Origin of the sequence: Nostoc sp., from assembly GCF_036919615.1 — a bacterium.
In the GTDB taxonomy this organism is placed as follows: Bacteria; Cyanobacteriota; Cyanobacteriia; order Cyanobacteriales; family Nostocaceae; genus Nostoc.
This window is the reverse complement of record NZ_JBALCN010000036.1, coordinates 1-23,168: the sequence shown is the minus strand read 5'-3', so window position 1 is coordinate 23,168 and position 23,168 is coordinate 1. Positions and strand designations below refer to the sequence as shown.

The window sequence follows — 23,168 nt, the reverse complement described above, 5'->3', positions numbered from 1 at the left end:
AGAGCCGACATTTTTACAGCTTTGGTCTTGCTCTCAAGTCAACCAATTTTGGATTTTGGACTTCGGCTTCCTTCCCTACGGGACGCTGCGCGAACGGCTCCGCTCAGGACAAGTCGCTCAGTCGAACGATTTTAGATTAAAGAATTGAAGCAATAGCAATCAAGTCACTAAAGGCGATCGCAATACTACCATCAAGCGATCGTCTCACTGCTGGCTAATTTTTCGGTGCATTGGCATAGACCACCGTACCCCGACTCTTAAGCAAGCTACGCGTATGGTTTTGCAGTAAAGCGATCGCTTCTTCAACTGTTATTTATTTTCGTAGTAATACCAGGTTAACTATGATTTTCCCACTATAAACTTGATTTTTCCAAAAAGTTTATGTAAATCTACCAAAAAGACCCGACTTTTTTCCGACCTTTTCCGACCGTCAAACTTTATACAAGGCTATAGAGTATTTATATTATTCAGTTTGAGGACAGGAATCTGCCCAATGATTAAATATAGGTAAAGTGTTTACCCAAACACCAGAAGGTGTTGAGTGCGATAAATTTTTCATCTAGTTGAGCCATAGCAGTTGTGAGCGACGATGTTTATTCGTTCGCTGGTTTTTTTCTGGCTAATGGTTTGGAATTGCGATGCGATGCCTACGGCGGGCTGCGCCTACGCACTTAAGTTATCGGGGTTTGGAAGGGGTGCGATTGTAGATAGGAAAATTTTTTTCAACATCTGACGAGTGTATTTCTGTTTTCTTCAACAAACTTTAGTTTCAATAGGATTTAATTCGCATGGTAACTGTACAACAAGCTCAAAGTAGTTTATCGCAACTCAGCAAGATTTTAGAGTCGTTTAAAACTCCTAGTATTTTCAATACTGACTTTAAAAAACTACAGGATAGTATCAATCAATCACAAACCAACATCAAAGATGCTGCTACAGAAACTGAACTTTTTCAGAAAGTAGAGGACACCTTTGATAAAGTTTTTGAGAGTAAAGCAAGCGATCCAAATTGGGTTAATCTTGACAAGGGCAAACTAAATTTGGATGCTCTTTCTCTAAAAACAAATTTTGGTATTGGTAAAGGTCTACCACAATTTATAGTTACTGCTTCAGATTTTTCCCTTGAGAATACCAATAATACTAATCTTAGTCTTAATTTTAACGTCGCACTAGATGCACGCTCTTTTGTGCAGGATTTTACTAAGCCGATTCTGAATAAAATTGATAGTGTGCTTACGCCTTTCAAAATAATTAATAAAGCCTTAGATAAGGAAATAGAACCTCTTAAAATTCTTGAGCCTGCTGGAGTACCTATAACTTTAAAAAAGTTGATTAATAAGTTTGGTAATAGTAAGGACTTTGGTTTGCTAACGAAGGTTAGTGACTTTAGCAATCTTTTCAATGAAATTGAGAACACAGAAAAAATTGCTTCCAAAATTGGTTTAATTTCAATAGGTAGTTTTGGTATTAATGGTAGTGGGGATACACTAAATTCAATCCCTAATCCTGAGACTACACTTGATTATCTTAGCAAAAATGGCCTAAAATCTTTTATTAGCAATGCAAAAAATACTGGTTTTTCTTTCCCACTTTTTGACAATTCAAATGAAGTATTTAAGTTACTTCTAGGTAAGGATAATAATGTAGATATTTTGAGACTTACACTGCCCAAGCTTGGGGCTGGTATTGCTTATGATGTGCCTCTTCCTTCTATACCTATAATACCAATTCCTCCGATAAATGCCAATATCAAGTTTGGAGCTACAGCCAGTTTTAGTAGTCCTGGACTTACATTTGGATTTGACACTGAGGGAATTAAAACAAGTGATCCCCTTAAAGGTCTTTATATAGACGGTAGTAATCCTCTATTCACAGCTACTGCTAACATTTTTGGACAAGCTGGTGCTGCTCTTGGTATTGATCCAATAAAAGCTGCTGAGGCAGGTGGTAAATTATTTATTGAAGGCAATATTGACTTCAATATTTCTTCTAATGGAAAAGAACCGAAAAAAGTTAGACTAGAAAGCTTAGGAAATATCTCAAGCTCTATTAACGGTAAGATATATGCTGGTGCTGATTTGTATGTAGAGTATATTAGTCCAAATCCAATCAAAGTTGTATCAGGGCTATTTAGTGGAAATCTTGACGAGGTATATAATAGAAAAGAAAAGACTCTAGTTACAGTCGATATTTTCGATTTTAACAATGATAGTTCTAATTCTCAAACTGAACCACCTAACTTATCAAGAATTGATGGAGAAAATCTCATACTTAATGTTGGTAATGATGCTAAATTCCGAAATATAGAAAAAGAGAAGACTGAGGAGTTTTTTGTAGTTGAATCAGGAAAAGTCAAAGCTTTTGGTGCAGAAGAGTCTCGTTCTGGCATAAAAAAAATTATTGCTAATGCTGGAACAAACAATGATTCTATCAATATTCAGGTAGATATTATTGCCGAACTTCACGGTGGCATAGGAGATGATGTTCTTTATGGAAATAATCAGAGCGATAAGCTCTACGGAGATGAAGATGACGATCAACTTCTAGGTAGAAATGGTAATGATTATCTAGATGGTGGCGATGGTAAAGACCGATTATACGGCGATGAAGGTAATGATACTCTTGTGGGCAGTAAAGGTCAGGATCTGCTCATTGGTGGTAAAGATAATGACATTCTTGATGGTGGAGCTGATGACGACAAGCTTTACGGTGATGATGGTAATGACGAGTTAAAAGGTATGGGAGGCAATGACCTTCTAGTAGGTGGTAAAGGTAAAGACACTTTGAGAGGTGGAGCTGATAACGACAATCTTCTTGGTTTAGAAGATGATGATCTTATCTACGGTGATGAAGGAAATGATCAACTAGATGGATATGCTGGAAATGACACTTTAATAGGTGGAATTGGAGAAGATCGACTTTTTGGTAATATCGGTAACGATATTCTAGATGGTGGAAATGAAAACGATGAGTTAAGGGGTGGCGATCAGAATGATACCTTGAATGGTGGAGAAGGAGCCGATCAACTTTTTGGAGACGCTGACAATGATTTACTAAATGGTGGTGCAGGCAATGACACCCTTGACGGCGGCTTGCAGAATGACAAACTCTTCGGTGAAGACGGAAATGACCTTCTCAAAGGTGATGCTGGCAATGACAAACTAGAAGGTGGTGCTGGCAGCGACAAGCTTTACGGGGGTATAGACAATGACACTCTTAATGGCGGTCAGGGGAATGACACACTCTCCGGCGAAGGCGGAAATGACTTCCCCTATGGCGATGCTGGCGATGACGAACTAACAGGTGGTGACGACAGCGATCGCCTCTACGGAGGTATAGACAATGACCGTCTTGATGGAGAAGTTGGCAATGACTTTCTCTATGGTGATGCTGGTGTTGATACCCTATACGGTGGTGCTGATGCTGACACTCTATACGGCGGTGCTGACGATGATCAGCTGTTAGGTGAAGTAGGCAACGACCTACTGCTGGGAGAAGCAGGTAATGACTTTATTGACGGAGGCACCGAAGTCGATACCGTCAGCTACGACAACTCCCCCAGTGGTGTAGTCGTCAATATTGATGAGGCACAGAACTACCAAAATCCCGGCGGCTCTCTCCACACAACCATAGTTACAACCAGCCTCATACCTACCGACACAGAACCAAACTTTACGATCGCCCCAGGTACAGCTAAAGATGGGTTTGGCACTGTAGATACTCTACGAAATCTAGAAAATATCATCGGTTCTAGATTTGATGATGTTCTAATTGGCAACAACTTAGATAACAGCATCTTAGGCTTAGTCGGGAATGACCTGTTAGTTGGCAATGCTGGCAATGACTCCCTTGACGGAGGCGATGGCATTGATACCGTTAGTTATCGCCGTGATCCTAGTTCAGTCAGAGTTAACTTAGAGCAAAACTACGCTAAAGACGGCTTTGGCAGCACTGACCAAATCTTTAATGTTGAAAATGTGATCGGCTCTGCCTTCAATGATGAAATCATCGGCGATGCCAAAGTCAATATCATTCATGCTGGAGATGGCGATGATGTTGTTAACGCCAAAGACGGCAACGACATCATTTTTGGCGAGGGTGGTAAAGACACTCTTTCTGGCGAAAACGGTGACGATTTCTTGGTTGGGGGTAAGGATGCCGATCGCCTCAATGGTGGAGAAGGCAATGATACGGCTTCCTATTTCACCTCTGCGACGCGTGTATCTGTTAGTCTGACAACGGGTACAGGCTGGGCTGGAGATGCCAAAGGCGATCGCCTCCAAGCGATTGAAAACCTAGAAGGTTCTGAATTTGAGGATTTGCTCATCGGCGACGCTGGAAACAATACCCTCAGTGGGTTGGGTGGCAATGACCTAATTTACGGTGAAGCTGGCGACGACTACCTTGATGGCGGCACAGGAAGCGATCGCCTTTACGGTGGAGACGGTAACGACAACCTATATGGTCAAGCCGATGAAGACCTCCTCAAAGGTGAAGCTGGCAATGACAATCTGAATGGAGGAGACGGCAACGATCAACTCTACGGTCAAGACGGCAGAGACACCTTAAATGGTAATACTGGCAATGACTATCTCGAAGGCGGCACAGGCGATGACCAACTTTATGGCAGCGATGGCAACGACCAACTTTATGGTCAGGAAGGCAATGACTATCTCCAAGGTGGCACAGGCGATGACCTCCTCGATGGTGGCATAGGCGAGGACTACCTCAATGGAGGAGACGGGGACGATCAACTTTATGGTCAGGCCGATAAAGATACCCTAAATGGCGGGTTGGGTAATGACCTGCTGGATGGGGGTGACGGTAATGACCAACTTTATGGCGACGACGGTAACGATCGCCTCTATGGTCAAGTCGGTGAAGACACCTTAAATGGCGGGTTAGGCAATGACCTGCTGGATGGAGGTGACAGTAATGACCTACTTTATGGCGACAACGGTAACGATCAACTTTACGGTCAAGCTGGTGATGACAACCTCGAAGGTGGAGCGGGAAATGACGCTCTCTACGGAGGTACTGGTATAGATACCCTTTTAGGGCAAGCTGGTGATGACTACCTTGATGGTGGAGCAGGCGATGACCTACTCAATGGCAACGAAGGTAGCGATCGCCTTTACGGTCAACAAGGTGATGACCTACTTAACGGCAATACTGGCGATGACTACCTTGATGGTGGGTTAGACAATGACCAACTCAATGGTAATGAACGTAATGATCGCCTCTACGGTCAGCAAGGCTACGATATCCTGGATGGTGGCGCTGGCGCTGACTTCCTCGATGGTGGCTCAGACGATGACTATCTCTATGGCAGAGAGGGGAGCGATCGCCTTTATGGTCAAGCAGGTCAGGACTATCTTGATGGCGGCAATGACGATGACCGCCTTGAGGGGGGCACGGGTGATGACCAACTCTTCGGGCAGCAAGGGCGTGACTACCTCGATGGCGGCATCGGCGAGGACTTCCTCTATGGGGGTGATGATGCTGATAAGCTGCTAGGGCAGGCTGGCAATGACTACTTAGATGGTGGCTTTGGTGCTGATCAACTAGATGGTGGCGATGGCAACGACCAACTATATGGTCGAGACGGCGATGATGCCCTTGATGGCAGTGCTGGTAATGATTACCTTGAAGGTGGAAACGGCAATGACCAACTGACCGGGGGCAACGGTAATGATTTCCTCTACGGTCAAGATGGTAGCGACACCCTCAATGGCGGTGCTGATAATGACAACTTATATGGTGGAATCGGTGATGACAATCTTTTGGGAGGCGATAGCAACGATCTACTCTCTGGTCAAGAAGGGAACGACATTCTTGATGCGGGTGCTGGTGATGACTACCTAGAAGGTGGGTTAGGCAATGACCAACTCCTAGCTGGATTAGGCAACGATCAACTCTACGGTGGCGCAGGCAACGACATTCTTGATGGTGGCGCTGATAATGACTACCTAGAGGGTGGATTGGGCGATGACCAACTTATAGGCGGCGACGGTAACGACCAACTCTTTGGCCAAGAAGGTAACGACACTCTTTATGGAGGCAGTGGTAATGACAATATTCAGGGTGGCGACGATGCCGATATCCTGCAAGGGCAGGACGGAGATGATTATCTCTTTGGTAATAACGGTAACGATACTCTTGATGGAGGCACTGGTAACAACTCCTTAGAAGGTGGGGCTGGCAACGACTATCTTACAGGTGGCGACGGTGACAATATTTTCAATGGTGGAACGGGTGAAGATATATTATAGGACTTACGCATTGACAGAGAAGCCAAAGTAACAGGTATAGTTTTCAAGGCTTATAGCTAGATTTTTCAATGATATTTTGGCTTTTGCAACCAATCAAGAGTGATTAATAAAAGCCTTAAACAACGTATTTACCTTTATGCATAAGACGGTTATTTTGTACAGTGCGTAAGACCTATATTATACGGCGGCAGCGGTCGTGATCTGTTCGTGCTGGCAAGCGAGACTGGAAGTGACACCATTTTCAACTTTACAGTTGGTAGCGATTATCTAGGATTATTGAATGGTCTGACATTTGAACAGATCAGCATTACTCAAGGCATTGGCACTAACACCAGGGATACTCTAATCAGGAAACAGGATGGTGAAGTCTTAGCTACACTCATTGGAGTAGAAGCCAATACCCTTAGTCTGTGGGATTTCACCAATCTAGGATGACAATTACTGTCCGTTCGTTTACTTGCACAGGGTGGGAGGGAATTGTAGCGATTATTATTTGAATCAGGTACACAGGTAGGGTAAGCTGTTGGACAAATAACCTTGCATATTACCTGGAATTAAAACTCTTGTCTGGTGGGCAACATGAGCGCCCTGTATATTCAATAGCTTGATTTCCTTGTAAAAAGCAGTAAAAACCAATAGTAAAATTTGAGGGTGGAGAATGTGGGATCTAAACGAAAGTTCGCTTTAAGAGTTACCCCCCATACTCATTTCCTGCCCATTCCCTTAGAAGTACCTATTTAAAACACCCTTACCACCGAGGATTTGCCATAATTAATGCCTCTGCTGCTGAACTATTTAATGGAACTGAGAAAAAATGTCCCTGGCCGTATTCACAGTTCAACTTTCTTAGAAGTGCTAGTTGCTCTTTTGTCTCTACTCCTTCGGCTAGCACATCCACACCCAGTTTGTTTGCCAATGTAAGAATTATCTCAATAATTTCTAAATTCCTACTACTAGCGCCGATTGAGCTGACAAAAGAACGGTCAATCTTCAACATACTAATTGGAAAGTTGTAAAGACGACCGAGTGAGGAGTAGCCTGTACCAAAGTCATCAATTGATAACTCAATGCCCATCTCTCGAAGTTGTAAGAGTGCGGCAATTGCCTTATCGCCATTTTCCCCAATTATACTTTCAGTAATCTCTAGCACTAGAGTGCCAGCATCAAGACCAGTTGAGTGCAAGATTTGCCCAATCTGCTCAATCAAATCCGGCTGAGAAAATTGCTTGAGGGAGAGATTGACGCTGATTTTCTCTAGCAAGTTGGAATGATGGCACACCCGCCAAGCTTGCATCTGGCGACAGGCTTCATGCAACGCCCAGTTGCCAATCGAGAAAATTAGTCCAGTTTCTTCTGCCAGGGGAATAAAATCTGCTGGATTAAGTAAACCACGCTCTGGATGCTGCCAGCGCAACAGAGCCTCAAAACCTAAAATAGAGCCTTCAGTGAGCGAAACAATCGGTTGGTAATAAACTCGAAATTCTTGCCGTTCAATTGCTCGACGCAAGTCAGTCTCTAACTGCAATTTTGCCAGAGCATTAGCATACATATCTGAGTTGAATAGCTCATAATGCGCTCTGCCCAGCACCTTGGCTCGGTACATTGCTGTATCTGCATCCTTTAAAAGGTCTTCTGGGTTTTCATAGTCTACTATCGAACTCAACGCGATGCCAATACTTGCGGTTATGAACACTTCTTGTCCGTCAAGCTCAAAGGGTAACGCCAATTCCTGTTGAATCCGTTCAGCTACTGTGATGGCGTCTGACACATCTTGGATTCCCTCAAGCAGGATTGTAAATTCGTCTCCCCCAAGCCGTGCTGCTGTGTCTATGGAGCGTACACATAGTTCTAGCCTACTTGCGGTAGTAAGCAGTAATTGGTCTCCATTCAAGTGTCCAAGACTGTCATTGATCAGCTTAAATCGATCCAGGTCGATAAACATTACAGCTAATAGATAATTTGAATGGCGTTTTGAATAATTAAGCGCATGTCTTAGGCGGTTCATAAATGCAGTACGGTTTGGCAGACCGGTCAGTGCATCGTGAAAGGCAAGGTGCAGCAGTTGTGATTCGGCTCGTTTACGCTCTGTAATTTCAATCAGCAATTTCTCATTTGTTTTTACCAGTTCTGCTGTCCGTTCTGCCACCCGTATTTCTAACTTATCGTAAGCTTGGTGCAACATTTGTTCAGCTTGTTTGCGTTCACTGATGTTGCACAGCAGCCAACGCCAGCTAACCAGCTTTCCTTCAAGGTTGTACACCGCAGACGCCTTAATCATAGCAGGGAAAGGTGTTCCTCTCCGTGGCTCTAGGTTAATTTCCCAGTTCAGTAGTTGCTGCAAATTATTCATCTGAGAGCTAAAGGAGTGGCGGTCTTGTTCAGCAATAAAGACAATTAATGGTTTACCTACTAGATACTTTTGGTGGACACCGAGCAAGGTTGCTACTGCATGGTTAGCCTCTTGGATTGTCCCTGCGGTATCAGTTATCAAGTAACCATCTGGAGCGAACTCAAACAAATCTTGGTAACGTTGGCGCTCTTTCTCTACTGCCGCTCGTGTTACCTCTAACTCCTCGCAGGCTGTCAATAGTTCTTCCATTGCAATGTTGAGTTCCTCGAAAGCCTCTATGATGATCTCTTGTTGTGAGATTGGCTTAGTTGTATTGCATTCCAATAGTCCCTCTACCTGTGAGCGCAATTTCTCTATCTGTTGGCTAAATCCATTCACGTTCATATTGCTTAACTTATAAAATTATCAAGCGTAGCTATAAATCAAGAGAGTAAAGGAAGCAAACCCCATGTTTTCCTGGAGGCTTTAGACCCTATTGAGCAGGGGAGGATGGGGTTACTTGAAAGAGGGGACACCTTATAAATAAATATGGCAGAACTTGTTTTCTTGATTTACTAACTTGTCTATCAATAATAAGGGAGCAATCAAATTTGTCTACGCTCAAATTAACTCGTCGCACTATATAAGTGCCATAAACTTGTCCATTAATGACCAAAGTACAAAGTTGGAGCAAACCCTACCTGCTGAGATTTTTACTTTATCAAACACAATTTATCAAAGTTAAAATTTTATCACTAACAGTATATTTGCTGTACCTATTTTTTTAAATATTACTTAAGATATATTCATTTTTGTGATTTTAACGAAATAACAAGGATTTCAGGTGACGCTTTTGGGCTGATAAGAGCGTTTTTTATTACTTAGCTGTCTAGTAGCATAGGATGCTATGGAATGTCATGCAGAAGGGCAGCATTCCAATGCAAAAAAATAAATGCCGAAGGACTAGTACCGCTGCGCGGAAGTCACTCATTCACTCATTCAAAATGAATACAGCATAAGCGTTTCGTTGATTTTGAAATGGTGAGGCAGTCCGGTCTTCTCCCAAAGGGAGAGGCTAGCGCCAAGGGGATTCCCCCTATGAGGAACTGCCGAACCCGTTAGCGCAGCGTAAAGCCTGCGGCATGGCTTCTCTACGAGACGCTACGCGAACGCTTAGAGCGAGTCCTCGAGCGTCAGGGGTTGTTTATTTCCGCCGTGCTGTACTAGTGTTGTTACAGCCGATCAATTATCTTGGCATTCTCTAGCAGCTTGGTGTCTCGTTGCCCAGCAGCACGCGCCCTAGCAGTGAACAAACCAATGGGAGTATTTAATAAATCTACAAGGGTGGCTTGACCCGCGATGCCTGCGGCGGGCTGCGCCAACGCCTTCTTAATATCCCTTGGTATTTCCTTGAATAACCAACGTACTAAGCGATAGCCGCATTCTTTGAGTGTAATCTCTCGCATCAAATCTACACCGTGCAGTTCGTGCAAATAACGATTTGAGCGTCCATAGCGCCGCCATTGACTTTGTAGTTCTTGAAGTGTAGCGCGGTGGCGATGCCCAACGATCGCATTCGGGGCAAATTCCAAACGCCCAATGTTTTCCCCCAAAATCCGCCAGCAAATGTCGGCATCGCCACCAGTGGTAAGATAGGGACGAAATAAACCTGCTTTTTCTAGGGCAATGCGTCGAATCGCCAAATTAGCAGTTTGACCATAGGGACGAAAGGGATGCTTAAGAGTATGCTTTGGCGACAAAGTTTCTTGACGCTCTGCGTGTTGTTCTAGCAGAGTTGTGCCTGGTAGTGCCAAAATTTCACCAGCGACAATTACCACTTCTGAGTTGACAAAAGGCTGAATTAATGCAATTAACCATTGCAGTTGCGGACGGCAATCAGCATCGGTAAAAACGATAATTTCACCCACAGCGGCGTGAATCCCAGTATTACGAGCAGCATAGGAGCTTTGAATTTGGTTTTCGCTCAACGGGTGAATTGTAATTGGGCAATTTTCGGCAGATGTTTTGAGAATGGTGAGAGTGCGATCGCTACTATTATTGTCCACCAACAAGTACTCTACCCGGTCTTTTGGGTAGGTTTGAGACAACAGACAATTGATTAACTCTGGTAAATCCGCCTCACCGTTATAAATAGGAACAACCACCGACACCATTGGTAAAAAGCTGGTGGCGGTGGTTATATCAACTAGCTGATGATTCATAAATCTGAGATTTTGGCGATAGGATTACTAGCTAGTGTTCCCAAACCAAAATCCTGGAACTGTATATCAAGCAGTTTTCATAACTCCAAAAATCTGGATTTGGGAATACTACTATATAAACACCTGCTAACAAATCATTCGCGTCAATCTACAATTTCAGGTCACCAGCGCGGCTCATCGGTCGAGTCAGCTGATTTGCTGGCGGCTGGGCAAAGTTGTTATTTGATAGAATTGCGATCGCCCGGGCATATTGCGGATCACTCTTAGTTCCGATTAAATCTGGATTAGAAGCCAACTGACGCTCTTGTGTCTCTGTCAAGTCTAGTTTGATATCTGGCGTAATCCCTTTATGGTTAATATCCGTTCCCGCAGGGGTGAAGTAATGGGCAATGGTAACTGCTAAGCCGGAACCATCTGCGAGTTCATGAACTGATTGTACTAAGGCTTTACCAAAGGTTTGACCACCTACGACTACCGCCCGCTTATTATCCTTGAGTGCCCCTGTGAGGATTTCGCTAGCACTAGCTGAATTACCATCTACTAAGACCGCCAAAGGACGATTTGTCAGAGCAGTGCGATTGGCTTTAGTTTCCTCACTGCTTCCCACACGGTCTACAGTCTTGACAATTCCGCCGTCATCATACCACATTCGAGCAATTTCAATGCTCGCCTGCAACAAACCGCCAGGATTTCCCCGCAAATCCAAGACATAAGAATCAACTTTCTTAGTGTTCAAATCGCGGATGGCTCGTTGCATTTGATCTGCGGCGTGAGCGCTAAATTCCCGCAAACGGATATAGCCAACGCGGCGATTCCCTTCTTGCCTGAGGGTATAACGTACCGTTGGCACTTCAATACTTGCCCTCGTCAGCTTCAGTTCAAAAGGATTTTGCCCAGCCCGTCCTAGTCGTAGCTTGATGGGAGTACCGGCTTTGCCACGAATTAACTTGGAGGCATCATCCACTTTCATTTTTAGAGTGGGTTTGCCGTCAATTGCCAAAATTTCATCGCCTGCTTTGATCCCAGCTTTCAGCGCCGGAGAATTTTCTATAGCTTCGACAACAGTGAGCCGCTGAGTTTTTCCGTTCACTTCCATCCGAATGCCAATGCCAGAGACTTCCCCAGATGTTTGGTTTGTCAGGGCTTCAAACTGTTGGGGGTCCATGAATCGAGTGTAAGGATCTCCCAACTTTTGTAAAGCTTCGCGGATGGCAGCATAAGCTTCTTCACGAGAAGAATAATCTTTGCTCAACAGGCTTTGCCTGGTTGCTTGCCAATCTTGTTGATTAAATTTACCATCAACATATTCATGATTCACCAGTTGCCAAACTTGGTCAACTATCACTTTTGGGCTGTCTTGTAAGGCTAGGGCAGCACGGACACCACGAGTCCAAGCAGGGCCGAACACAGACATAGTAGCAGTTGTGGCGATCGCTCCACCAATCAAGGCTACTTGGAGCGGTGAGTAACTTTTCGCAGATTGGTTCATGTATATCAGTTGGAATAATTGTGTTGTTGACAGTTTAGCAATCAGGCTTTCCAGAAATTTTTAAGTTTTTATACCCCAAACTCAGCTATGGTCCTTTGATCATTTTTATCGTTGAATGATGCCGAAAATACTGCATTCTTAACAACCATTTCTCAGTTTGTTAGCCTTCTCCGGAAGGCTATACTGAACATGTGACACTTTGAGCAGCGTCATGTTTGCACTTCTTCATTACCTTTATAAGATAGCACTTTGGTCATTGAATTGTAGCACTGTTAGACAGCTATTAAATCAGGTTTTATTACCCAAATCATGAAACGCAAATTTACCATCAAATCATTGATTTCTATTAAAAGAAATTCTGCTAATCTGTGGCAAGTGTTACAAAAACTAACTAGTGGATTGTACTTTGTCTTGGGCACTTGGCTAATTTTTACCACTATAACCTTAGTTTTTGCTTCTTTGCAGCCAGTAGATGCCTTCTTGGTGCTTGGTGGCAGTATTCATCGAGAAACTTATGTTGCCCAACAAGCAAAACAATACCCGCAAACCCCAATTTTAATTTCTCATGGTTCCCCAGACCCCTGTACATGGTTAATTTTTCAACGGGAATTAGCAGTGTTAGAAAATGTTTGGTTAGAAAAGTGCGCGAATTCTACCTTTGAAAATTTTTATTATGGTATTCCAATTCTGCGGCGTTGGGGAGTGCATAAAGTCATGGTGATTACCTCGTCAAGTCATTTACCCAGAGCCAAATGGATGGCACAGATTCTCCTGGGCGCTCATGGTATTTGGGTAGAGACAGAGATTGTTCAGGAGTTGGGTATTCCTGGTAATCATGAATCTTGGCCCAAAACAGGACTAGATTTAACACGCAGCCTATTTTGGGCGATTTTAAGTCAAATTATTCAACCGCAATGCTCAAATGTGACAAGACTTACCCAAGTAGATATGCAAACTTGGCAGCATCGAGGTTTTCATTGTGAACACCAAGGGGGGTTGGGGAGATAACTTACTCGTAATGCGTCCACATACGAATTATCTTGACTAGATGCTCAGATTCTATGACCTCATATACCAACCGATGCTGTATATTTATCCTACGAAAATAAGCACCTTCTAAGTCACCAACCAGCTTTTCATCAGGCGGAGGATTTTGAAAAGGATTGTCTTCAAGGACTGCGAGTAATTCCTCAGCCTTTTCCTTTAAGTTACTAGAAGCTAATTTCTTCGCGTCTTTTTGCGCTTGTTTTGTGTAAATCAACCTCCAACTCGCTCCTTCGGGGTTTGCAAGTGGCTCCTCAGAAGCTTGCTGACTCACCAATCCAACTCCCCATCACATTCTTGGATCGGGGTTGCTAGTCCTTCTTTTATAGATTCTCGCATTCCAGGAACAGATAATAAGTAAAGAGTCTCCTGAATTGCAGACCAATCTTTTTCTGCAAGCAGAATCGCATTACCGCGATCGCCTCGAATGATCACAGGTTTACCCTGCTCTGCAACTTGGTCGATGATCTCTTGCAAATTATTTTGAGCGTCGTTGACGGGAAGCGAAGACATCATACTTTTTTGGCTGACGATAACTTTAATTTAGTATACTCACATAGCATTCGGATTAATGATCAATATCGAATTTGCTTTATATGGACATTCCAAGGTGCATCAGAAGTTGAAATAGTCGATTACCATTAGGAGATAACAACAGATGAGAGTTCCCAAGTATAGAACCCCATCACATCCAGGTTAAATATTATTTAAAGACTTTCTACACCCAATGGGAATAACCCAAAGAGAACTTGCAGATGCACTTCACGTTCCTGATCAGCGAATAAATGAGCTTGTAAATCAAAAGCGAGGTATTACAACTAGTACGGCAATCAGGTTATCAAAATTTTTTGGAAATAGCTCAGAGTTTTGGTTAAACCTCCAACAAAATTGGGAACTTTACCACGTTCTCAAGGAAGAAGAAGAGGAACTAAAAAGTATTTTGCAATTCCCAACTATGAAGTAGCGATCGCCTAGAAAATTAAGCAATATATTTGCATAAAAGAATCGCAATTGGGCGTAGTTTAAAAACATCTCACTTTTATAAAAATCTCTCCTATTCTCTGTATTCCAGACAAACTGCTGACGATTTTCTGTATAATTTCTCAGCTGACTAATAAAGTCTTGCGTTTCTGGGTGCATAAATCATCCAAGTGTAAATTTGTGCTATTAATAAGCACCTTTGAGCGTAGCGGTGAGGGGGTCGCAGTCTTCTCTACGAGAGGCTCCGCGTTGGCGTTGGCGGAGCCTCTCGTAGAGAAGCCTCTCGCAGAGAAGGCGGTTCCCGTCGATTGCGTTAGCGCAAGCGGTAGCGACGAAGGAGCGTCACCCTCGAACCCGTTGGCGCAGCCTCTCGTAGAGAAGGGCTTGTCGTTAGACATCGCTTCTGCTGATTGCATCCAAAGGACAATTAATGCAAAAGTTCCCAATCTTGTAGCATCAAAATAGCATCTTTATACAAAGACAAATCCACCTGGTTAACTTCTATTCCCTCTCCAATTCCTTGTAGAAGGGTGATTGTCAATTTTCCTCCCAAGTGTTCACGGAACTCAGTAAGCCCTCTAAATAGACAATGCGGATGGTCTAGTTGATCTAATTGCTCTGTCAGTGCCGATACATACAGGGTAAAGCCTAATTTATTGAGTGTACTTAGAACCCTTTGCCAATCTGATTGCAAGAGTTGCCCTGTTAAATATGAATAGGTCGTGTCCAAAGCAATGCCGATCGCTACAGCTTCACCATGACGTAAGCTGTAATTAGTTAAATGCTCCAGTTTGTGAGCAGCCCAGTGTCCAAAATCCAAAGGACGCGATGAACCCATTTCAAAGGGATCGCCGCTACCAGCAATATGCTCTAAGTGCAATTGGGAACAACGATAAATCAGCTTTTCCATTATCTGCATGTCTCGATTAGCTAATTTATCGGCATTAGTCATAATGAAATCGAAGAAATCTGCATCTTTAATCAGCGCTACTTTCACCGCTTCTGCAATACCCGATCGCCAATCTCGATCATCAAGACTAGTAAGAAAATCAAAGTCATTTAAGACAGCATAAGGTGGCATGAATGTACCCAAAAAGTTTTTCTTGCCGAAGGCATTGATTCCGTTCTTTACCCCTACGCCCGAATCGTTTTGCCCTAATACTGTTGTCGGTACCCGTAGCAGCCGAATTCCTCGGTGAGCTGTTGTTGCTGCGTATCCTACCATGTCTAGAACGGCTCCACCTCCAATTGCTAACACGTAGGAGTGACGGCACAATCCGACTGCATTGATCCGCTGATGAATTTGCTCTATAAATCTAGAATCGTTCTTTACTGCTTCTCCACCCGGAACTACTATCGGCTCACCACTCAGTGTTAGTACATCTTCATAATACTGAGCATAGACTGATAATTTTTTTACTAACCCATCCTGGTACTGTAAAAATCCTGCATCTACCACTGCTAGCACTTGTTTTGGGGTTGTCTCCCCATCTGCGGTAATTACTTGTGCGAGTAAAGGATTATCTAACTGAAATAGACCTCTCGTGAAGTGAACATCATAGTTAAAAGTCACACGGACACATTGGTTAATTGGTTGCAGATTAAGAGCGGTTTTTTGTTGAATAGCCATTTGAATATTATTACTTTTTCAGTAACTGTAAATATCTACACTAATCAAATTAAAATCGACAGAAAAATAAACAATATTAATTTTTTTAATATTGAATAATTAAAAGAAATTATTAAACAAATTAATCTCAGAAATTAATTATGATTTTCAAGTACGTTTACCCTACTAGATAAAGTTAAAAATTACACCCATTAATTTACAATTTTATTCATGCCTAGCTTTTATATCTGAGGTTGGCAATGGATACGATGATTACATAAGATTCTAAATTTTTCCGTAAGATAATTTGAGAATTTATCTAATCAAAATGATATCTTTACATGATCTTCTTTAAAGTCGGGAAATTTTTATAGATTCAGTGAAGTTATGATCTCAGTGGTATATTGTCTAGCAGTTTTAATTATAAAGTATCAAGTTTAGTGGTAGATTTTATACTTAGTTGTCACAAAAAAGTTGGGCAACTTCTCCTGAATTCATCATGAGTAAAGTAAACGAGTTACTGTATCACTGGCTGTTAAAGTCTGTTTCAGAGAAAGCTTTTACTTGGCTGGAACAGAAGCAGGCACAGATTGCTAGCGGCGCTGCTGAACGAGTGTTTTTTACAGCTTTTAGTGCTGTGCCGCGTTATCTAGGTAAACAGGATTTACAGCTAACATTTCAGGACTTGGAAGCCGCACAGGATGTGATTCCCGGTTGGTATCCTAGTCACTGGAGTGTAGATCAAGCGGGTCGCACACTCTTGCTTCTAGCTTTGCCCCACGATAATACTGAGGGGTATGTGCAAACTCTCAATCAAGTCTTCTCCACTGCCGATATGGGCGAGTTAGTTGTCCTTTATCAAAGTTTGCCGCTATTACCACATCCAGAGTTACATCGCCATCGTGCTACTGAGGGAATTCGCAGCAATATGAGTAATGTATTCCAAGCCATAGCATTACGCAACCCTTATCCAGCAGATTATTTAGATAATGCTGCTTGGAATCAGATGGTGCTGAAAGCTGTGTTTGTCGGCAGCCCGTTGCATCTAATTTGGGGTCTAGAACGGCGCGCTAACCCAGAATTGGCAAGGATGTTAGCAGACTATGCCCATGAACGTTGGGCAGCTAAACGCTCAGTTACGCCAGAACTTTGGCGACCTGTAGGGCGGTTTGCGGATAGCGCAATTATCACAGATTTGGAAAAAGTATTGGCTAATGGGGATATAGACGAGCAAAAAGCAGCAGCTTTAGCTTGTGCTGAGTCTCCTTTACCCCAAGCGCAAGCCTTACTTTCTCGTTATCCAGATTTACAATCATCCATTCAACAAGGTAATCTGACTTGGAGCAGTTTTAGCCGCAATCGCCTCTTTGTTTACAAATAAAAGGGACTGGGAACTGGGGAAAAGTTTTCCAAATACCCAATACCTAATCCTTAATAAAATTTATCGCTCATTAAACCACACTATGATGTTCATCGATCCTCACATTCACATGTGTTCTCGTACTACTTACGATTACTTAGTAATGCGGGAATATGGAATTGTCGCTGTCATTGAACCAGCCTTTTGGTTAGGACAACCCCGAACCAACGCGGGCACATTTAAAGACTACTTCAGTAGTCTTGTGGGCTGGGAACGGTTTCGTGCTAGTCAGTTTGGCATTCAACACTACTGCACAATCGGCCTAAATCCGAAAGAAGCTAACAACGAAGCACTAGCAGCAGAAGTTATAGAACTGCTACCACTTTATGCCTGTAAAGAAGGAGTTGTTGCTATTGGCGAAATTGGCTATGACGACATGACAGAAGCAGAGGATAAGTACTTTTGTCAACAGTTAGAATTAGCTAAAGAACTCGATATGTTGGTACTAATTCATACTCCTCATCGTAATAAGAAAGCGGGTGCTAGTCGGAGTATGGATCGGTGCATCGAATATGGCTTAGATCCTTCACAAGTAATTATTGACCACAACAACGAAGAAACTGTTGAGGAAGTATTACAACGGGGTTTTTGGGCGGCTTTCACGATTTATCCACAGACGAAGATGGGTAACGCCAGGATGGTAGAAGTTGTCCGCAAGTATGGACGCGTTAGCGCAGCGGGACGTGATAACGTTCGTCGGATCATTGTAGATAGTAGTGCCGATTGGGGTATTAGCGATCCTTTAGCAGTCCCAAAAACGGCTCAGTTGATGTTAGACAGGGGCATCCCTGAAGAACATGTGCGAGCAGTTTGTTATGAAAATGCTCTCGCTGCTTACAGTCAAACTGGGCAGATGAAAGCGTCAGACTGGCTTAATCCCCAATCTGTTGATCAGCGTCAAATGTTCAATGGCAATTCTGTGTTGCGGGGACAGGAACCAGGAATCAAATCAGTTTCAGATTATGTGCTGATTGAGTAGAAAATTGGGGAGAGACGCGATTAATCGCGTCTGTACTGGGGAGTGGCGAAGAGGAATTTTTATCCTGAGTTGTGAATCATAGTTCATGGGTGTTTATTGTATAAATATCTGATTCATATGTAATATGCGATTTGTTTTGATAAATTACTAGGCAAGGAGGCGGATAAGTGAATGTTGCAAGTTTAAATTTTTCAGGCTGGCGAGGTTATCTGGAATTGATCCGTCCTGCTAATATTGTTACTGCTTGGGCGGATATTCTTGTTGGCTTTGCTGCTTCTGGCTCTGGGATTATTTTTATTAAATTAATCAATGGAGAAGCAAGTTTTGCCATACTAATTTCATTAGCTTGGTTGTTATTAGCTACAACCGGTTTATACGGCGGCGGTATAGTTTTTAATGATGTTTTCGATGCGGAATTAGATGCAAAAGAGCGACCAAATAGAGCAATTCCCAGTGGTCGCGTATCTCGCCAAAATGCTAGTTTATTAGGGAGTATATTATTTGCAATCGGGATTATAGCTGCTTTTCAAGTATCCTGGTTGAGTGCTGCGATCGCTATATTTATCGCTCTTGCATCCCTTCTGTATGACGCACTCGCCAAACATCATCCTTTTTTTGGCCCTTTAAATATGGGTTTGTGCCGTGGCAGTAACTTATTATTGGGCGTAAGTGCTGTACCTGCAATAATAGGAGAACGTTGGTATTTAGCGCTGATTCCTATTCTTTATATTGCTGCGATCACTGCAATTAGTCAGGGTGAAGTTCACGGAGGTAAGCAGATTACAGGAGTACTAGCATTACTGCTGATTGCCATAGTTTTGACGGCAGTTTTAGCTTTAGGATTTTTAGGAGAGTATACAGCGATCGCCGCACTACCGTTCGCAGCTTTATTAGCTATCAGAATCTTACCTAATTTTATCAAAGCAGCGCGTGAACCAGTAGCTGGAAATATCCAAACTGCTGTGAAAGTAGGTGTATTATCTCTAATAGTTTTAGATGCAACTGTTGCATCTGGTTTTGCTGGTTTTTATTACGGTTTATTAGTTCTAATCTTGCTACCAATTTCGATGAAACTAGCACAAATATTTGCCGTTACTTAAATTTAAATGTATATACCCAGTAATACCATATTAGACCTCTTGCATAAGTTGAATAGACCCCCCTTAATCCCCCCTTATAAAGGGGGAAACTTGAAATCTTGCGCCCTCCCCTTATAAAGGGGAGGGTTGGAGAGGGGTGATTCAAGGATTTTTGCAAGAGGTCTATTCAACAACAGATTATTAGCATATATACCGCAGAAAGCTAGAAAATGAAAATTACAAAAAACAGCAACTTTCATTTAACTTATTGTAGCAATATTCATCCTGGCGAAAGTTGGCTAGAGGTTTTTGCCAATTTAGAAAAATATGTTCCCAATCTCAAGTCACGTTTATCACCTACCAAACCTTTTGGTATTGGTTTGAGGTTAGCAAATGCAGCCGCCAAACAACTTTTAGAAAGTAATAATTTAGCTAAATTCCAAGAGTGGCTAACTCAACAAAATTTATATGTTTTTACGCTAAATGGATTTCCTTATGGCGAATTCCATCGACAGGTAGTAAAAGACCAAGTTTATGCACCAGATTGGTCTACACAAGAACGGGTAAATTATACATTAAACTTGACAACAATTTTAGCTACTCTATTACCAGAAGGACTGGATGGCGGAATTTCTACATTACCATTATCTTATAAACCTTGGTGGGTAGAAGACCAAACGACTTTCGAGATAGTTCTGAAAAAGAGTTGTTTGAACATAGCCTCAATTGTTGTAGAAATGATTCGCATCCGCGAAGAAACAGGAAAGATACTACATATTGATTTAGAACCTGAGCCGGATGGATTAATTGAAAATACCTTAGAAGTAATTGATTTTTATCAAAATTGGTTATTGCCAATTGGCGGTAATTACTTATCAGACAAACTAAATATTGAACAGAATTTAGCAGAGACTCAATTGCTAGAACACGTTCGAGTTTGCTATGACACCTGCCATTTTTCAGTTGAATATGAGCAGCCAAAGTCTGTGTTTGCGCGTTTGCAATCAGCAGGAATTAAGATTGGCAAAATTCAAATCAGCGCAGCAATTCAAGTAAAAATACCTGCTGAGGTTGAGAAGCGTAGTTTGATAGTTGAACGCTTACGTCCCTTTGCAGAATCTACTTATCTTCACCAAGTAATAGAACGTCGTAGTGACGGTAAACTCCATCACTATCCTGACTTAATAACTGCATTACCACATTTAGAGCAATCTCTAGCTGAAGAATGGCGCACTCACTTCCATGTCCCAATTTTTATTCATGATTATCAAATTTTGCAGTCTACCCAAGATGATATTGCTACTGTTTTGCATCTACTTCAAACAAACAATGCTTGCTCACATCTAGAAATTGAGACTTACACTTGGGATGTATTGCCATCAGAAATGAAGATAGATTTGCTGACTTCTATTCAGCGGGAATATGAGTGGGTATTAAAGGAACTCGCCGCAAATTAAGAAGAAACTAAGTTTATGAAAAAAACAGTTGTTATAAATGTCGTAGGATTAACACCCAGCTTACTAGAAGAAAACACACCGTTTTTATCTTCTTGGGCGGCTATTGGGCAGACAGTTCCTATCGCAACAGTGTTACCTGCTGTGACTTGTTCTGTTCAGGCTACTTATTTAACAGGAAAATTACCTGATGAGCATGGAATTGTTGCTAATGGTTGGTACTTCCGCGATGAATGTGAAGTGAAGTTTTGGCGACAATCTAATAAACTAGTGCAGGCTCCTAAAGTCTGGGAAATAGCTAAATCAATAGATCCAAACTTCACTTGTGCCAACCTTTTTTGGTGGTACAACATGTATTCCTCAGTAGATTATGCCATTACACCGCGCCCAATGTATCCCGCAGATGGCAGAAAATTACCTGATATTTATACCCATCCTGCTGATGTGCGATCGCAAATTCAATCTGATTTAGGTAACTTCCCTCTGTTCGATTTTTGGGGGCCAAAAACTTCCATTAGTTCTAGCCAATGGATTGCCAATTCGGCAAAATGGATTGAGGAGCGCTACAGCCCTACACTATCACTAGTTTATCTACCACATTTAGATTACTGTCTGCAACGATTTGGTCACGATGAAACACACATCCAAGCAGATTTGCGAGAAATTGATGCTGTTTGTGGCGATTTAATTGAATATTATCAAGCACGTAATACTCAGGTAATTATTCTTTCTGAGTATGGCATTACGCCAGTCTCCAAAGCAGTAGATATCAACCGCGTATTAAGGGAAAACGGTTTAATAGCTGTGCGAGAAGAATTGGGGCGAGAACTGCTCGATTTTGGTGCTAGCGTTGCCTTTGCCGTTGCTGATCATCAAATTGCTCATGTATATGTGAATGATCCAGCGTACATCCCAAAAGTGCGATCGCTTTTAGAAGCGACTGAAGGCGTAGCCCAGGTATTGGATGAGGAAGGTAAGCAAGCCTACCATCTTAATCATCCTAGATCAGGGGAATTAATTGCGATCGCTGGGCCTGATGCTTGGTTTACTTATTATTATTGGCTTGATGATCATAAAGCACCTGATTTTGCTAGAACTGTAGATATCCACCGCAAACCTGGTTACGATCCCGTAGAACTTTTCCTTGATCCACAGATTAAATTTCCTCAGGGAAAAATTGCTCTCAAGCTACTGAAGAAACAACTGGGTTTTCGCTACTTAATGGATGTGATTCCTCTGGATGCTTCCCTAGTACGTGGCTCTCACGGTCACATTACCACTTCTGTTGCCGAAGGGCCTCTATTTATCACCCATCAAACTCACCTAGTTGATCAAAATCGAATTGAGGCGACAGATGTTTGCTCGTTGATTCTCAAACATTTAAATAAGGAGTAGGGAGTGGGGGATGGTGAGTGTTGAGTAAGTATTATCTACTTACTCTGCTACAAAGCAAATTCATTTGATTAACTTATAAAATCAATCGAGGTAATTAAACATGAAATTAACAGCAACAGAAAAAGGCTTATTAATCCCTAAAGAACTATTAGGAGAAAACCAAGAGTTTGAGATTATTCAAGAAAATGGAAAAATTATTATTACTAGCATCAAACAAACATCTTCTATTTGGGATTTAGGTTCAAATCCTGTGGAATGTGATGTAAAAGATGGTGCAATTAACCACGATCGCTATCTCTATAATCGGTGAGAAATATCTACTTTTTAGATACTAGCTATATTTTAGCTCTGGAAATCAAAAATGAAGATGCTCATCAACAAGTATTACAAAATTGGGCTAATTTAATAAAATTGAAACCTTTTTTAATAACAACAACATACATCTTTGATGAAGTTGTTACTTTTTTTAATAGTCGAAATCTTCATTATAAAGCAGTTGAAGTTGGTAATCGGTTATTGGAAAGTCCTGAGATAGAATTAATCGAAATTGATCGAACTTTATTTAATCAGGGGTGGGAATATTTTCAAAAGCATAAAGACAAATCTTATTCTCTCACTGATTGTTTATCATTTATCGTTATGCAACAACGAGAGATTGTTACAGCTTTAACCTTAGATAATCATTTTTATCAAGCTGGATTTCAAATTTTACCATCATAAGTTAAGTATAAATACTCAAGATATATTTACTATTTTATCTAATAGAATTCAGAGGTCAGGAGTCAGAATTCAGAATAAATTCTATAGAACCCATTTGATATCTTTTTTAGCTGGCAGCTAGTCTTTTAAGCATCAGTCTGATAAAACAAAGCTTGAGCTTGGCATTGGCACGAGC

General features: G+C 42.0%; 16 protein-coding genes and 1 pseudogene. 11 read left to right on the top strand and 6 right to left on the bottom strand.

Annotated elements, in window-relative coordinates; translation table 11 throughout:
• Window positions 1-788: 788 nt before the first annotated feature.
• Both V7K48_RS11240 and V7K48_RS11235 read left to right on the top strand, forming a co-directional pair.
• Window positions 789-6,272, top strand: a complete 5,484-nt coding sequence (locus V7K48_RS11240) for a calcium-binding protein (RefSeq protein WP_335072380.1) — start codon at window positions 789-791, stop codon at window positions 6,270-6,272.
• A gap of 207 nt (window positions 6,273-6,479) precedes the next feature.
• A complete protein-coding gene (locus tag V7K48_RS11235; protein ID WP_335072378.1) occupies window positions 6,480-6,707 on the top strand; it encodes a hypothetical protein in 228 nt (75 codons plus the stop codon).
• A gap of 313 nt (window positions 6,708-7,020) precedes the next feature.
• Here V7K48_RS11235 and V7K48_RS11230 read toward each other — a convergent pair whose 3' ends face one another.
• The 3 genes from V7K48_RS11230 to ctpB all read right to left on the bottom strand — a co-directional run bounded on the left by V7K48_RS11230 (window position 7,021) and on the right by ctpB (window position 12,312).
• Entirely contained in the window at window positions 7,021-9,006 is a 1,986-nt protein-coding gene (locus V7K48_RS11230; protein ID WP_335072376.1) for a sensor domain-containing protein, read from the bottom strand.
• A gap of 827 nt (window positions 9,007-9,833) precedes the next feature.
• The gene (locus tag V7K48_RS11225) at window positions 9,834-10,823 is read right to left on the bottom strand and encodes a glycosyltransferase (RefSeq protein ID WP_335072374.1); all 990 of its coding nucleotides are present in this window, start codon (window positions 10,821-10,823) and stop codon (window positions 9,834-9,836) included.
• A 148-nt stretch (window positions 10,824-10,971) separates the two neighbouring features.
• A complete protein-coding gene (ctpB, locus tag V7K48_RS11220; protein ID WP_335072372.1) occupies window positions 10,972-12,312 on the bottom strand; it encodes a carboxyl-terminal processing protease CtpB in 1,341 nt (446 codons plus the stop codon).
• Window positions 12,313-12,621: 309 nt separating this feature from the next.
• Between ctpB and V7K48_RS11215 the strand changes: the two genes are divergently transcribed.
• On the top strand, window positions 12,622-13,320 hold the full coding sequence (locus V7K48_RS11215; RefSeq protein ID WP_335072370.1) for a YdcF family protein: 699 nt from the start codon (window positions 12,622-12,624) through the stop codon (window positions 13,318-13,320).
• 1 nt (window position 13,321) lies between these two features.
• Here V7K48_RS11215 and V7K48_RS11210 read toward each other — a convergent pair whose 3' ends face one another.
• On the bottom strand, window positions 13,322-13,630 hold the full coding sequence (locus V7K48_RS11210) for a Txe/YoeB family addiction module toxin (RefSeq protein WP_335072368.1): 309 nt from the start codon (window positions 13,628-13,630) through the stop codon (window positions 13,322-13,324).
• Window positions 13,627-13,872 carry a type II toxin-antitoxin system Phd/YefM family antitoxin gene (locus V7K48_RS11205; RefSeq protein ID WP_322706617.1) on the bottom strand — a complete coding sequence of 82 codons (246 nt, stop codon included), beginning with the start codon at window positions 13,870-13,872 and terminating at the stop codon, window positions 13,627-13,629. The genes V7K48_RS11210 and V7K48_RS11205 overlap by 4 nt, the downstream gene beginning before the upstream one ends.
• 211 nt (window positions 13,873-14,083) lie before the next feature.
• On the opposite strand from V7K48_RS11205, the pseudogene V7K48_RS11200 reads away from it, so the two are divergent.
• Window positions 14,084-14,209, top strand: a pseudogene (locus V7K48_RS11200) (HigA family addiction module antitoxin); the annotation flags it as partial.
• Window positions 14,210-14,764: 555 nt separating this feature from the next.
• On the opposite strand, the gene V7K48_RS11195 reads toward V7K48_RS11200, so the two are convergent.
• Entirely contained in the window at window positions 14,765-15,967 is a 1,203-nt protein-coding gene (locus V7K48_RS11195) for a 3-dehydroquinate synthase (RefSeq protein WP_335072361.1), read from the bottom strand.
• Between the two features lie 478 nt (window positions 15,968-16,445).
• Here V7K48_RS11195 and V7K48_RS11190 point away from each other — a divergent pair, with 478 nt between their 5' ends.
• The 7 genes from V7K48_RS11190 to V7K48_RS11160 all read left to right on the top strand — a co-directional run bounded on the left by V7K48_RS11190 (window position 16,446) and on the right by V7K48_RS11160 (window position 22,993).
• The gene (locus V7K48_RS11190) at window positions 16,446-17,327 is read left to right on the top strand and encodes an EboA family metabolite traffic protein (protein WP_335072359.1); all 882 of its coding nucleotides are present in this window, start codon (window positions 16,446-16,448) and stop codon (window positions 17,325-17,327) included.
• Between the two features lie 82 nt (window positions 17,328-17,409).
• On the top strand, window positions 17,410-18,345 hold the full coding sequence (locus V7K48_RS11185; RefSeq protein WP_335072357.1) for a TatD family hydrolase: 936 nt from the start codon (window positions 17,410-17,412) through the stop codon (window positions 18,343-18,345).
• 167 nt (window positions 18,346-18,512) lie between these two features.
• A complete protein-coding gene (gene eboC, locus V7K48_RS11180) occupies window positions 18,513-19,445 on the top strand; it encodes a UbiA-like protein EboC (protein WP_335072355.1) in 933 nt (310 codons plus the stop codon).
• Between the two features lie 209 nt (window positions 19,446-19,654).
• Window positions 19,655-20,881 (top strand): metabolite traffic protein EboE, encoded by a 1,227-nt coding sequence (gene eboE, locus V7K48_RS11175; protein WP_335072353.1) that lies wholly within the window; start codon window positions 19,655-19,657, stop codon window positions 20,879-20,881.
• 15 nt (window positions 20,882-20,896) lie between these two features.
• The gene (locus V7K48_RS11170) at window positions 20,897-22,273 is read left to right on the top strand and encodes an alkaline phosphatase family protein (RefSeq protein ID WP_335072351.1); all 1,377 of its coding nucleotides are present in this window, start codon (window positions 20,897-20,899) and stop codon (window positions 22,271-22,273) included.
• Between the two features lie 100 nt (window positions 22,274-22,373).
• The gene (locus tag V7K48_RS11165; protein ID WP_335072349.1) at window positions 22,374-22,583 is read left to right on the top strand and encodes a hypothetical protein; all 210 of its coding nucleotides are present in this window, start codon (window positions 22,374-22,376) and stop codon (window positions 22,581-22,583) included.
• Window positions 22,580-22,993, top strand: a complete 414-nt coding sequence (locus V7K48_RS11160) for a type II toxin-antitoxin system VapC family toxin (protein WP_335072347.1) — start codon at window positions 22,580-22,582, stop codon at window positions 22,991-22,993. Before V7K48_RS11165 ends, V7K48_RS11160 begins: the two co-directional genes overlap by 4 nt.
• The last annotated feature ends 175 nt before the right edge of the window (window positions 22,994-23,168 follow it).